At 64.9% G+C, this 12,640-nt stretch carries 12 protein-coding genes; 3 read left to right on the plus strand and 9 right to left on the minus strand.

Annotated elements, in window-relative coordinates:
* The first annotated feature begins 73 nt into the window (after positions 1-73).
* Positions 74-1,756: a D-alanyl-D-alanine carboxypeptidase family protein gene (locus H7F16_RS03940; RefSeq protein WP_338401950.1), complete on the plus strand. Its 1,683-nt coding sequence runs from the start codon at positions 74-76 to the stop codon at positions 1,754-1,756.
* The gene (locus H7F16_RS03945; protein WP_185796223.1) at positions 1,753-2,424 is read left to right on the plus strand and encodes a fumarylacetoacetate hydrolase family protein; all 672 of its coding nucleotides are present in this window, start codon (positions 1,753-1,755) and stop codon (positions 2,422-2,424) included. Before H7F16_RS03940 ends, H7F16_RS03945 begins: the two co-directional genes overlap by 4 nt.
* A 113-nt stretch (positions 2,425-2,537) precedes the next feature.
* Here the strand turns inward: H7F16_RS03945 and ccoS are convergent, their stop codons facing one another.
* The 8 genes from ccoS to ccoN all read right to left on the minus strand — a co-directional run bounded on the left by ccoS (position 2,538) and on the right by ccoN (position 10,571).
* The gene (gene ccoS / locus H7F16_RS03950) at positions 2,538-2,696 is read right to left on the minus strand and encodes a cbb3-type cytochrome oxidase assembly protein CcoS (RefSeq protein ID WP_185796224.1); all 159 of its coding nucleotides are present in this window, start codon (positions 2,694-2,696) and stop codon (positions 2,538-2,540) included.
* 3 nt (positions 2,697-2,699) lie between these two features.
* Complete coding sequence (locus H7F16_RS03955; RefSeq protein ID WP_185796225.1) at positions 2,700-4,901, minus strand: heavy metal translocating P-type ATPase; 2,202 nt, start codon at positions 4,899-4,901, stop codon at positions 2,700-2,702.
* 2 nt (positions 4,902-4,903) lie between these two features.
* Complete coding sequence (locus tag H7F16_RS03960; RefSeq protein WP_185796226.1) at positions 4,904-5,353, minus strand: FixH family protein; 450 nt, start codon at positions 5,351-5,353, stop codon at positions 4,904-4,906.
* Between the two features lies 1 nt (position 5,354).
* Positions 5,355-6,773: a cytochrome c oxidase accessory protein CcoG gene (gene ccoG, locus H7F16_RS03965; protein ID WP_185796227.1), complete on the minus strand. Its 1,419-nt coding sequence runs from the start codon at positions 6,771-6,773 to the stop codon at positions 5,355-5,357.
* 367 nt (positions 6,774-7,140) lie between these two features.
* A complete protein-coding gene (ccoP, locus tag H7F16_RS03970) occupies positions 7,141-8,022 on the minus strand; it encodes a cytochrome-c oxidase, cbb3-type subunit III (protein ID WP_185796228.1) in 882 nt (293 codons plus the stop codon).
* Positions 8,023-8,025: 3 nt separating this feature from the next.
* Positions 8,026-8,220, minus strand: coding sequence for a cbb3-type cytochrome c oxidase subunit 3 (locus tag H7F16_RS03975; protein WP_185796229.1), 195 nt, complete (start codon positions 8,218-8,220; stop codon positions 8,026-8,028).
* A gap of 12 nt (positions 8,221-8,232) precedes the next feature.
* Positions 8,233-8,958: a cytochrome-c oxidase, cbb3-type subunit II gene (gene ccoO, locus H7F16_RS03980; protein ID WP_185796230.1), complete on the minus strand. Its 726-nt coding sequence runs from the start codon at positions 8,956-8,958 to the stop codon at positions 8,233-8,235.
* Between the two features lie 14 nt (positions 8,959-8,972).
* The gene (gene ccoN, locus H7F16_RS03985) at positions 8,973-10,571 is read right to left on the minus strand and encodes a cytochrome-c oxidase, cbb3-type subunit I (RefSeq protein ID WP_185796231.1); all 1,599 of its coding nucleotides are present in this window, start codon (positions 10,569-10,571) and stop codon (positions 8,973-8,975) included.
* A gap of 219 nt (positions 10,572-10,790) precedes the next feature.
* On the opposite strand from ccoN, the gene H7F16_RS03990 reads away from it, so the two are divergent.
* Positions 10,791-11,639 carry a universal stress protein gene (locus H7F16_RS03990; RefSeq protein WP_185796232.1) on the plus strand — a complete coding sequence of 283 codons (849 nt, stop codon included), beginning with the start codon at positions 10,791-10,793 and terminating at the stop codon, positions 11,637-11,639.
* Positions 11,640-11,892: 253 nt separating this feature from the next.
* Here H7F16_RS03990 and fnrL read toward each other — a convergent pair whose 3' ends face one another.
* Entirely contained in the window at positions 11,893-12,639 is a 747-nt protein-coding gene (gene fnrL, locus H7F16_RS03995; RefSeq protein WP_185796233.1) for a transcriptional regulator FnrL, read from the minus strand.
* Between the last annotated feature and the right edge of the window lies 1 nt (position 12,640).

Consider the following 12,640-nt stretch of genomic DNA (forward strand, 5'->3'; position numbering starts at 1 on the left):
GTGTTACCCTCTGCCCGAGGCAAATTTGGACCCCACCAAAAACCGGGGCCGCGGCAGACAAGGGACAGGCGAAGTGACATCGCGTTCTGGGCAACTCGCCCGCATGCTTTCATTCTGGGCCGTCATGGCGCTGGCCTTTCTGCTGGCCCCGACCGGGGTTTTCGCAGCCCCCCATGCGTCCATCGTGATCGATGCGCGCTCGGGCGAAGTGCTGCATGAGGAAAACGCCGACGCCCGCCTGCACCCCGCCTCGCTGACCAAGATGATGACGCTTTACATCACCTTTCAGGAACTCGAACGCGGCTCCATCTCGCTCGACAGCATGGTGACGGTCACAAAACACGCCGCCTCGCAGCCGCCCTCGCGTCTGGGCCTGAAGCCGGGGCAAAAGATCGCCGTGCGCTACCTGATCCGCGCCGCCGCGATCAAATCGGCCAACGATGCCGCCGCAGCGCTCGGCGATTTCATCGGCGGCAATCAGGACGATTTCGCCCGCCGCATGACCCGCACCGCCAAGGCGCTGGGCATGACGAACACCACCTTCAAGAACGCCAACGGCCTGACCGCACCGGGCCACCTGTCCTCGGCCCGTGACATGACCACGCTGGGGCGCCATCTGTTCTATGATTTCCCCCAGTATTACAACATCTTCTCGCGCCGCTCCTCGGATGCGGGCGTGGCCACTGTCAATTCGACCAACCGCCGCTTCCTCGATGCCTACAAGGGTGCCGACGGCATCAAGACGGGCTACACCGTCGCTGCGGGCTTCAACCTCACCGCCTCGGCCGAACGCGACGGCAAGCGGCTGATCGCCACGATCTTCGGCGCGACCTCGACCGCGAACCGTAACGCCGAGATGACCAAGTTGCTGAACAAGGCCTTCGAGAAGGCCCGCAAGAACGCACCTTTCAACCCGCCCGAAGCCCCGGCTGCGACCGATGCGCTGGTGGCGCAGGCCGACACCGCCCTGCCCGAAGTCGAAGACGGCGCGGGCAAGACCCTGCGCGTCGCCACCGGCATGGACAGCTCTCCCCGCCCGCTCGCCCGTCCGGCGGCGCTGGCCCCCGAAACCGTCACCGCCGCCGCCGAAGCCGTCGACGCTATGCAGGACGGCATCCTTGGCGCGCTGGCCGAAGCGACGGGCGGCGAAGAGGTGATCGAAAGCCAGGCGACCGAACTTGCCGATGCCGCCGTGCCCGCCGCCACCCTTGCGGTGGATGATGTCGAACGCGCCTCGGCCAGTGCCGAAACCGCCCTTCCGGCCGAGGGACTTCCCAGCGAAGAGGCCCTTGCCGAGGCCGTGGCCAACCTGCCCGCCGATGCCCTGCCCCCTGATGCCCTGCCCGCCGATCCGGCAGCCGCAACCGCAACCGCCGCAGCCGACGCCCAGCCTCTGCCGTTCCAGATCGCCTCTGCCGCCGCCGTCGCCCCGCCCAAGCGCAAATCGCCCATCTATGACGATGCCGCCACCGGCCCCGATCCCGCCGAAGCGCCCGAAGTCGTGTCCTTCTCCACCTCGGGCGACCGGCATTGGGGCATCACCGTGGGGCGCTACGGATCAAGCTACGAGGCCGAGAAAGCCCTGCTCAAGATGCAGCTTGTCGAAAGTGCCACGCTCAGCACCTCGCGGCCCAAGGTCATGCAGAAATCCGGCGGGTTCGAGGCGACTTTCGTCGGTCTGACGCAGGATCAGGCCGATCTGGCCTGCCGCCGCCTGCAAGCGCGCTCGGTCACCTGCTTTACCATCGGCGAATGACGGTTCCTGCTGCACCCGTCCCCGTCACCCTGCCCGTCTACGGCAGCGCCGTGCGTTTTCCCGTGCGCCGCATCTTCTGCGTCGGGCGCAACTATGCCGAACACAGCCTCGAGATGGGCGGCGATCCGACCCGCGAGGCGCCCTTCTTCTTCACCAAACCCGCCGATGCCGTGGTGGAATCGGGTGCCACCATCCCCTACCCGCCCCTGACGGCCGACCTGCACCACGAGGCAGAGCTTGTCGTCGCCATCGGCACGGGCGGGGCTGATATTCCGCTGGCCGATGCTCCGGCCCATATCTGGGGCCACGCCGCCGGAAACGACCTGACGCGCCGCGACCTGCAGGCCGGGGCAAAGGCCGCCCGCCGCCCGTGGGACATGGCCAAGGGCTTCGACAATTCCGCCGTGATCGGCCTTTTGCATCGCGGCCCGCTTGCCGATGGCGCGATCACCTGCACCGTCGACGGGCGGGTGACGCAATCGGCGCGCCTTTCGGACATGATCTGGTCGGTGCCCGAAATCATCGCCCATCTTTCAACATACGTGACGTTGCGGCCGGGCGACCTGATCTTCACCGGCACCCCCGCAGGGGTAGGCCCCATCGCACGGGGCCAGACCTGCACGGTCGCCATCGACGGGCTGTCCCCTGCCACCGTCACGCTGCGCTGAAGCGATTTCTGACGCAGAAATCGCGGCGGAGTTTGACGCAAACTCCGCTCACCCGCCGTCACGCCCCCGATTTCTGCGTGCAGAAATCGCCGCGAAATCTGCGCCAGATTTCGCTACCGCTTTGGTCTGTCATCGTAATCCTTGGTCAGGATCCGGTTCGCATCGCCCTCGGGGTCGTCGAACTGCTTGGTCTTCATCGCCCAGAAGAACGCCGCCAGCCCGATGCCGCCCAGAAACAGCGACACGGGAATCAGGAATGCCAGTATGTCCATGCCCTACCTCAGCCGCAGCGCGTTCAGCGAAACGGTGATCGAGGACAGCGACATCGCCAAGGCCGCCGCAAGGGGTGTTGCCGCCCCCATCAGCGCCAAGGGCACCGCAATCACGTTGTAGCCGCCCGAGATCAGGAAATTCTCGACGATCCGGCGCGAGGCTTGCCGCCCGATCCGGACCGCATCCCCGATGGGCGCCATATCCTGCCCGAGCAGCACGATATCCGATGCCACCCGCGCCGCGTCGAGCGCGCTTGCGGGCGACACCGACACATGCGCCGCAGCCAGTGCGGCCGTGTCGTTCAGCCCGTCGCCCACCATCAGCACGCGCCGCCCTTCGGCCGTCAATCCGGCCACCCGCGCCGCCTTTTCGGCGGGCAGGGCGCCATGCGTCCAGTCGTCGATGCCCAGCCGCGCGGCCAGTTCGCCCACCGCGCCCTCGGCATCGCCCGACAGCAGCACCACCCGCAGCCCCTGCGCCCGCAACGAGGCGACCGCCGCCTCGGCCCCCGGTCGCAGGCTGTCGGCAAAGGTAAAGGCCCGCACGCCTTCCTCGGTGGCAAGATAGGTCGCCGTCACGCCCAGCGCCTCGGCCCCGCACCATGCCGCACGGCCCAGACGCACCCGCTTGCCGCGCCACAGCCCCTCGACACCGTAGCCCGGCACTTCGCGCATCTCCTCGACCCGTTCGGGGCGAATGCCCGCCGCCCGCGCCGCATCGGCCAGCGCCAGCGCCAACGGGTGCGACGAGGCCGCCGCCAGCGCCGCAGCCACCTCGACCGCCGCGCGCGGGTGGTCGGACAGGTTCGTGGGCCTCGGCGCGCCCATCGTCAGCGTGCCGGTCTTGTCGAAAACAACCGTATCCACCTCGGCCAACCGCTCGAGCGCGGTGCCGTGCTTGATCAGCAACCCCTTGCGGAACAGCTTGCCTGATGCCGCCGTCACCACCGCAGGCACGGCCAGGCCCAGCGCACAGGGACAGGTGATGATCAGCACCGCCGCCGAGATGTTGATGGAAAACCGCAGATCACCGCCCGTTTTCCACATCCAGAAACCAAAGGCGGAAAAGGACATGATATGCACCAGCGGCGAATAAAGCCGCGCCGCCCGTTCCGCCAGACTCGTGTAGCGCGTCTTGGCACTCTCTGCGACCGCGACCAGATCGGCCATGCGGTGCAGCGATGAATCCCGCCCCGCCGCCGTCACGCGCAGCACAAGCGGCCCTGTCAGGTTCACTTCGCCCGCAGAAACCACCGTATCCACGCCCGCAAAGACCGGCAGGCTTTCGCCCGTCAGCAGCGACCGGTCCAGTTCCGACTGCCCCTCGACCACCACGCCATCCACGGGCATCCGCCCGCCGGGGCGCACGCGCACCAGATCGCCCGCGACCACCTCGGCAATCGGCACCACCACCTCGGCCCCGTCGCGCAGCACCGTGGCACGCGGCACTTCCAGCGCTGCCAGTTCCTCGGCCGCCGACCGCGCCACCGCCCGCGTGCGATGGTCCAGATAGCGCCCCGCCAGCAGAAAAAACGACAGCATCACCGCCGCATCGAAATAGGCGTGATGCCCGCCCTTGATCGTCTCGAACAGGCTGATCGACGACGCAAGGATCAGCGCCAGCGAAATCGGCACATCCATCCCCAGCCGCCCGACCCGAAGCGAGGCCCATGCGCTCTTGAAGAACGGTTGCCCCGCAAAGATCACCGTCGGCAGCGCAATCGCCGCCGAAATCCAGTGGAACAGATCGCGCGTCGCATCCTCGGCCCCCGACCAGACCGCGACCGACAAAAGCATGACGTTCATCATGCTGAACCCCGCCACGCCCAACCGCATGAGCAGCTCGCGCCCCTGCCGGTCGGTTTCGGTGGCACTCAGCAATCCGGGGTCCAGTTCGTGCGCCTCGTAGCCCACAGCGCGCAGCGCGGCGATCAGACCGTCGGCCGTCACCTCCGGCCCGGCGTCCACCGACACCCGCCGCAGCGTCAGGTTGACCCGCGCCGATTTCACCCCCTCCACGGCCATCAGCCCATGCTCGACCGTGCTGATGCAGGCCGCGCAATGCGCCGTGGGCAAGGACAGCATCAGCCGCGCCGATGCCGGCATCGACAGCTCCGCGATCCGTTCGGCACTGGGGGCCGCAACGCAAGCGGGGCAGGCCGAAACCGCGGCCCGCCCCTCGTCCGGTGTCAAGGCGATCGTCATGGTTACTTCTCTACGAATACATCGAGCCGCTGGCGGAACAGCGTGCCATCCGGCGCGGTCGCCTCGACCATCATCATCCATTTGCCTTGGGCCAGCGGCACATCGGCCACCCAGACCCCGCCTTCGCGGCGGAATTCGGGGTGCGTGTCGTCCTTCGCCTCGGTCGGACGCCCCAGCAGCACGTCAAGCTTGGTCACGGGGGCGGCAACCCCGTCCTTGCTGATGTCGATGCTCAGCCTGCCGCCCTGATAGCCATGGACCAGCTTCCAGCCAAGCGCGTCCTGCGCCTTCTTCTCGGCGTCGAAGCTCTGGCTCGCGACATAGCCGTTCTCGACCTCAAGCCCCGGAAAGGTGCTGATCGCCTGAAACGCCATCACCAGATTGACGCCGATGATCACCGCAAAGGCCCCGACCGTGATCGCCAGCACATGCTTGCCCGTCAACTCGCCCATCTCAATCGTCCTTTCCGTTGAACACCGTATCATGCGACACGCGTTCGGTCCCGTCCTCGTTGGCGATCCACAGGCGGATATCGCTCCGCTCCTCGTGCGCGCCCTCGCTGTCTGGCGGCGCTTCGACATAGACGCGCTGCGAATAGGTCTCGTTGGCGGGGACAAGCACCTTGGCCCCCTCTTCCCCTTCAAGCGTCACGACAAAGCGGCTGCTCGCGGTCAGGGTGATCCAGTACCACTTGTCCATCCCCGACTTGTTGCGCAGGCGGATGTCATAGGTGTTGCGGATCGTGCCATCGGCCAGCGTCACGTAAAGCGGGTTGCGCACCGGCGTCACGCTCACATCGATGGGCGAGCGCATGAACAAGGCCACCACCAGCGCCACGCCCACCGCCGACCAAAGCGCGGTATACATGATCGTGCGCGGGCGGAACACATGCTTCCACACGCTTTTCGGGGTCTGGCCCGCGCGTTCGCGCACCTCGTCCGTCAGGGCAAGATAGCCGATCAGGTCGCGCGGCTTGCCGATCTTGTCCATCGTGTCATTGCAGGCGTCGATGCACAGCCCGCAGGTGATGCAGGCCAATTGCTGGCCATCGCGGATGTCGATTCCCATCGGGCAGACGTTCACGCAGGCCATGCAGTCGATGCAATCGCCGTTGCCCTCGACATTCTGCTTGCCGCGCGGCTCGCCGCGCCAGTCGCGATAGGCGATGGTGATCGTGTCCTCGTCCATCATCGCGGCCTGGATGCGCGGCCAGGGGCAGGCATAGATACACATCTGCTCGCGCGCGAAACCGCCAAAGGCAAAGGTCGTCGCCGTCAGGATCAGCATCGTCGTATAGGCGATGGGATGGGCGTTGCCGGTCACCAGATCGACCGCCAGCGTCGGCGCGTCGGTAAAGTAGAAGATCCACGCGCCCCCCGTTGCCAGACCGATCAGGAACCAGATCGACCACTTGGCCGCGCGCTTGCGGATCTTCTCGGCGTCCCAGCCCTGCCGGTGCAGACGGATACGGGCATTGCGGTCGCCTTCGACCCAGCGTTCGACAAGGATGAACAGGTCGGTCCAGACCGTCTGCGGGCAGGCATAGCCGCACCAGACCCGTCCGGCGGCACTGGTGAACAGGAAAAGCCCGAGGCCCGCCATGATAAGCAGGCCCGCGACGAAATAGAATTCATGCGGCCAGATCTCGATCATGAAGAAAAAGAACCGCCGGTTCGCCATGTCGATCAGCACGGCCTGATCGGGCAGGTTCGACCCGCGGTCCCAGCGCAGCCACGGGGTGATGTAATAGATGCCCAGCGTCACCGCCATCAGCCACCATTTCAGGGTGCGGAAGTTTCCCTTCACACGGCGCGGAAAGATCGGCTCGCGCTTGGCATAAAGGCTTTGCGGTTCGGTATCTGGGGATGACAAGGCGCGGACTCCCGGCGTTAGGCTTGGCCCCCCGTATCGGCTGAACGGCGCGGCGCTTCCTTGACCTGTATCAAATACTACTCGGGGATGCAGCTTTACCCCTGCGACAATCCCGCACGGACTGATTTTTCTGCGAAAAATCCTCAAAAACGATCTTCCTGCGAAAGATCGCCGCAGCTTTCCCGAAACGGTGCGCAACGGTCGCCGTAAGGATTTTCGCAGAAAATCCTTGGCCGCCAAATGAAAAAGCGGGGCCATGAACGGCCCCGCAGTAAGGGAAGAAATTGCACCGGCACCCCGAGGAAACGCGCGAACAGTGAAGTACCGGTGCTGTGCCCGACAGAAGGGAAGTCTGTCGGGAACCTCGTTACTCGCCACCCCCGCGGGAATGGACATAGGCGGCCACGGCGCGGATCTCGTCCTCGCTCAGACGCCCTGTCCAGCTCGGCATCACACCGAAGCGGGCATAGGTGACGGTATGCTTGATCGTGTCGCGGTCGCCGCCGTAAAGCCAGATCGCGTCGGTCAGGTTCGGCGCGCCCTGTGCGCGGTCGCCCTTGCCCTGCTCGCCGTGGCAGGCCGCGCAGTTGTCGGCGAAAAGGGTCGCCCCCTCTGCCGCCAGCGTCGCGTCATGCTCCTGGCCCGAAATCGCCAGCACATGCTCGACCAGCGCGTCGATCTGTGCCGGTTCCAGCAATCCGTCCACGCCGAATTTCGGCATTTCCGAATAGCGGGCATCGGGGTCGGTCGTGTTGCGGATGCCGTGGGTGATGGTGGTATGGATCGCCTCCATATCGCCGCCCCACAGCCAGTCGTTGTCCAGCAGGTTGGGATAGCCCTTGCCCTGAACACCGGCCGCGCCCGAGCCGTGGCACTGCGCGCAGTTGTTGCGGAAAACCGAAGCCCCCGCAGGTTCCGCGTAGGCCATCAGCTCCTTGTTGGCCGGCAGGCTTTGCAGATCGGCCGCGACCAGCTTGGCCTTGATATCCGCATTCGCCGCGTCGAACCGGTCGATTTCGGCCTGAACATCGGCGCGGGTCGAGGCATGCAGCAGCCCCGGCGTCGCCCCGTGGATCAGCGGCCAGGCTGGATAGGCCACGGCATAGCCGATGGCCCAGACGATGGTCGCGTAGAACACCCAGACCCACCAGCGCGGCAAAGGGTTGTTCAGCTCTTCGATGCCGTCCCAGCTATGGCCGGTCGTTTCGACCTGCCGGGCGGTTTTTTTGGTGACTTGCTTGGCGCACATCTCTCACGCCTCCATCTCGCCGCGACGGTCGTCGACGGCAGGTTTCTTGTCATTGCGAAAGATCGAGCGCGCCGCGTCGTCATGCAGCGGCCTCGATCCCGGACGCAGGGCCCAAAGGATCACGCCCATGAAAACCAGCGTCAGAGCCAGAAGCGCCCAGCTGTCCGCGATGAAGCGCAACAGTCCATACGTATCCATGTCCTGTCCCCCTTACCGGCTTGCATCGGGCGTGAAGGTCGAGAAGTCGACCATCGTGCCCAGCACTTGCAGATAGGCGATCAGCGCATCCATCTCGGTCACGCCCGCCTGCCCGTCGAAGTTCGACACCGTCGCCTTGCCATAGCGTTCCAGCAGTCCGGCGGTATCGGCATTCGGATCGGCCTGCGCCTCGAAGTCGGCCACCGCATTGGTGATCTGCTCCTCGGTATAGGGCACGCCCACCATGGCCGAGGTCGACATGCGGTCGCCGATATACTTGCCGTCGAGCTTCACGTTCGAAAGGAAGCCGTATTTCGGCATCACCGATTCCGGCACCACCGATTGCGGGTCGGTCAGGTGATCGACATGCCACGCGTCCGAATACTTGCCGCCGACGCGGGCAAGGTCCGGCCCCGTGCGCTTCGACCCCCACTGGAACGGGTGGTCATACTGCGACTCGGCCGCAAGGCTGTAATGGCCGTAGCGTTCCACCTCGTCGCGCATCGGGCGGATCATCTGGCTGTGGCAGACGTAGCAGCCCTCGCGCATGTAGATTTCCTGCCCGGCCAGTTCCAGCGGCGTATAGGGCCGCATGCCCTCGACCTTTTCGATGGTGTTCTCGAGGTAGAACAGCGGAACGATCTGCACGATCCCCCCGATGGTCACCACCAGAAGCGACAGAACCATCAAAAGCGTGGCGTGCGTCTCGATTGCCTTGTGCTTGTCAAGAAAAGCCATTTGTCCTGCCCCCTTTATTCAGCAGGAACGACGCCTGCGACACCGGCCTTGGCAGGCTGGGCGCGGACGGTCATCCACAGGTTGTAGCACATGATAAGCGCACCGGTCAGGAACATGACGCCCCCCAGCCCGCGCACGACATACATCGGGAACTTGGCGGCAACCGTGTCGGCAAAGGCGTTCACAAGGAACCCGTTCGCATCCACTTCGCGCCACATCAGGCCTTCCATGATGCCGGTCACCCACATCGAGGACGCGTAAAGCACGATCCCGATGGTGGCGAGCCAGAAGTGCCAGCTGACCAGCTTCAGGCTGTAAAGCCCCTCGCGGTTCCACAGGCGCGGCACAAGGAAGTAAAGCACGCCGAATGTGATCATCCCGTTCCAGCCAAGCGCGCCGGAATGGACGTGACCGATGGTCCAGTCGGTATAGTGCGACAAGGAGTTCACAGCCTTGATCGACATCATCGGCCCTTCAAAGGTCGACATGCCGTAAAAGCCGACCGACACCACCATCATCCGGATGATCGGATCGGTGCGCAGCTTGTCCCATGCGCCCGAAAGCGTCATCAGACCGTTGATCATGCCACCCCAGGACGGCATCCACAGCATGACCGAGAATACCATGCCAAGGGTCGAGGCCCAGTCCGGCAAGGCGGTGTAGTGCAGGTGGTGCGGACCGGCCCAGATATACAGGAAGATCAGCGCCCAGAAGTGGATGATCGACAGCTTGTAGGAAAAGACCGGCTTTTCCGCCTGCTTCGGCACGAAGTAATACATCATGCCAAGGAAGCCCGCGGTCAGGAAGAAGCCCACCGCATTGTGGCCGTACCACCATTGCACCATGGCCGACTGCACGCCCGAAAAGACGGTGATTTCCGCCGAACCGAAGATCGAGACCGGAATGGCAAGGTTGTTGCCAAGGTGCAGCATGGCCACCGTCAGGATCATCGACAGGTAGAACCAGTTTGCCACGTAGATATGGGGTTCCTTGCGCTTCATCAGCGTTCCGGCAAAGGCCACCAGATAGGCGACCCAGACGATGGTCAGCCAGATGTCCACATACCAGACGGGCTCGGCATATTCCTGCGCCTGCGTGGCGCCAAGGACGTAACCGGTCGCGGCCAGCACGATCACAAGCTGGTATCCCCAGAACACGAACCAGCCAAGGCTGCCGCCGAACAGCCGCGCCGCACTCGTGCGCTGGACGACATAGAAGGACGACATGATCAGCGCGTTACCGCCAAAGGCGAAGATCACCGCGCTGGTGTGAAGCGGCCGCAACCGGCCGAAATTCCCGAAGGGCTGAAGCCATTCGAAGTTGAGCGACGGAAAAGCCAGCTGGAAGGCGATGACCACCCCCACAAGAAAGCCCACCACGCCCCAGAAAGCCGTGGCGATCGCTCCCGCCCTGACCACCGAGTCGAAATACTCGCCCTGATCGACGGGCTTTGCCTCGCCCATCGTGCGCAGCGTGTACAGAAAGACGATGCCGGCAGCCAGCATCACCTCGATCGCATTGACCATATAGGCCAGGTCGCGCGCGTAATTGGCGGCAATCGCGGCGCAAACCGCGATAACCCCCAGCACGACCAACTTTACGTAATCCCACATTTCGTCGTCCCTTCGTCTCTTGGCCGGGTCGCCGCCTTGCCCCGAATCCCGCGGGACAAAGACGCGCCGGGCGCTTTGCGACTGGTTCGCTTTTGCCGTTGCAGCGACAATCACGCCTTGATCCATATCAACCGCTGCGGAAGTGCGGTTTGATACGGGTCAATGTAGCACGTGCGGAACGTGTTAAGGTTTGTTTCGCAATCCTGAAGGGAGGCTCTCATGGCCTATAGATCGCTGTTTACCGTCGTCACGAGTCCGGACCGCGCCGAGGCTGCTGTCACAGGTGCCGCGACGTTGGCGATGGCGCATGACGCACATCTCGACATCCTCGCACTTGGCGTGGACCGGACGCAGATCGGCTATTCCTATGTCGGGTCGGGCGCTGTCGTGCTGCAAGCCGCACTCGACCGTGCCGAACAGGACGCGCGCGATGTCGAAGCCGCCGTCCGCAAGGCCGTGGCCGAACAATCGCCCACCCTGCGCGCCTCGGTCGAGGCGGCGGTGACGCAGCTTGGGGCGCTGACCGACATCGTGGCACAGCGCGCCCGTTTCGCCGACCTCGTCGTCCTGCCCAAGCCCTATGGCGGCGGTCAGGGAACCGAGGCCGAAGCCGTCGTCGAAGCCGCCCTGTTCGAGGGCCACGCCGCCGTTCTGGTCCTTCCCGAAGGTGGTGCCGGCACGGCCGCAAGCCCCCGACGCATCGTGATCGCATGGAACCAGAGCGCCGAGGCGATGGCCTCGATCCGCCGCGCGCTGCCGATCCTGAAACAGGCCGATGCCGTCAACATCGCCGTCATCGACCCGCCGCAACACGGGCCCGAACGCTCGGACCCCGGCGGGCTGCTGTGCCAGATGCTGGTGCGCCACGGCGTGCGGGCCGAAGTCTCGGTTCTTGCCCGCTCATTGCCGCGCATCTCGGACCTTCTGGCCCGGCACGTGCGCGACCAGGGAGCCGACATGCTGGTCATGGGGGCCTACGGCCATTCCCGCTTCCGCGAGGCGATTCTTGGCGGTGCCACGCGCAACATGCTGGAACAGGCCGAAGTGCCGGTGCTGATGGCGCATTAAGCCCGAAGGTGGCGGCGCGGCGCCGTCGCAAGACGAGTATTTGGGCAAGGATGAAAAGGCACGTCGCGCGCCCGACGCCCGGGGCCGGACCGCTTCCCTCCCCCTTTGCGGGGGGGGAGAGGGCGCGGGGCGCGAGATGCACGCCCGCCCTGCGCCGCGTTAACCTTAACGCAGGCTTAAGCACGGCGTGACAAAGCGTGCATGCCCCGTGCATCGCGCAGGCCAAGGGAAAGATTCCCGATCCGGGACTCTGTCAGATCAGGAAACCGCCGTCGCTGTCGTCGCCCGCCTCTTCCATCAGGCGGTCGAGGTTGGGGATGATCACATGGCGCTTGCCCTGCAATTCGATCACCCCGTCGCGCTTCAGGGCGCTGACCTGGCGGCTAACGGTCTCGAGCGTCAGGCCCAGATAGTCGGCCATTTCCTCGCGCGTCAGCGGCAGATCGAAGATCAGCGCGCCCTTCTGGGACTTCAACTTCAGGCTGGCATCCCGCCGCGCGATGATCGCCAGAAGCGAGGCGATCTTCTCGCGCGCCGTCTTGCGGCCCAGCAGAAGCATCCACTCGCGCGCGGCATCGAGTTCGTCCAGCGTCATCTCGAGCAGGCGCTGCGCGATATGCGGCGTCTTGCCCATCAGCTCCTCGAAGGGCTTCTTGCGGAAGCAGCACATCACCAGATCGGTGGTCGCCGTCACGTCATAAGCCGCCTTGTCGCGCCCCGGTCTGCCAACGAAATCAGAGGGTAACAGCAAACCGACCATCTGCCGCCGCCCGTCCTCCATCGTCTGCGTCAGCGTGGCGATTCCCGTCACGACCGAGGCTACAAAATCCATCCGGTCGCCCGACCAGATCACCGTTTGGCCCGCCTGAAAGCTGCGGTAATACTTGATTTCTTCAAGTTGCTGCAACTCGTCGGATTCGCAGCGCGCGCAGACGGCGCGATGGCGGATCGGACAGTCACCGCATTGCTGGTGGACGATGTTCAGATCGTGCTGAGCCATG

The sequence above is a fragment of the Paragemmobacter straminiformis genome, from assembly GCF_014243445.1.
GTDB lineage: Bacteria > Pseudomonadota > Alphaproteobacteria > Rhodobacterales > Rhodobacteraceae > Paragemmobacter > Paragemmobacter straminiformis.

Excerpts from the sequence above, each read along its gene's own strand:
- ccoP (WP_185796228.1), bottom strand. The coding sequence starts at position 8,022 with ATGTGCGCCAAGCAAGTCACCAAAAAAACCGCCCGGCAGGTCGAAACG.
- H7F16_RS03975 (WP_185796229.1), bottom strand. The coding sequence starts at position 8,220 with ATGGATACGTATGGACTGTTGCGCTTCATCGCGGACAGCTGGGCGCTT.
- fnrL (WP_185796233.1), bottom strand. The coding sequence starts at position 12,639 with ATGGCTCAGCACGATCTGAACATCGTCCACCAGCAATGCGGTGACTGT.
- ccoS (WP_185796224.1), bottom strand. The coding sequence starts at position 2,696 with ATGGACATACTGGCATTCCTGATTCCCGTGTCGCTGTTTCTGGGCGGC.
- H7F16_RS03990 (WP_185796232.1), top strand. The coding sequence starts at position 10,791 with ATGGCCTATAGATCGCTGTTTACCGTCGTCACGAGTCCGGACCGCGCC.
- H7F16_RS03960 (WP_185796226.1), bottom strand. The coding sequence starts at position 5,353 with ATGGGCGAGTTGACGGGCAAGCATGTGCTGGCGATCACGGTCGGGGCC.
- H7F16_RS03945 (WP_185796223.1), top strand. The coding sequence starts at position 1,753 with ATGACGGTTCCTGCTGCACCCGTCCCCGTCACCCTGCCCGTCTACGGC.
- ccoO (WP_185796230.1), bottom strand. The coding sequence starts at position 8,958 with ATGGCTTTTCTTGACAAGCACAAGGCAATCGAGACGCACGCCACGCTT.
- H7F16_RS03955 (WP_185796225.1), bottom strand. The coding sequence starts at position 4,901 with ATGACGATCGCCTTGACACCGGACGAGGGGCGGGCCGCGGTTTCGGCC.
- ccoN (WP_185796231.1), bottom strand. The coding sequence starts at position 10,571 with ATGTGGGATTACGTAAAGTTGGTCGTGCTGGGGGTTATCGCGGTTTGC.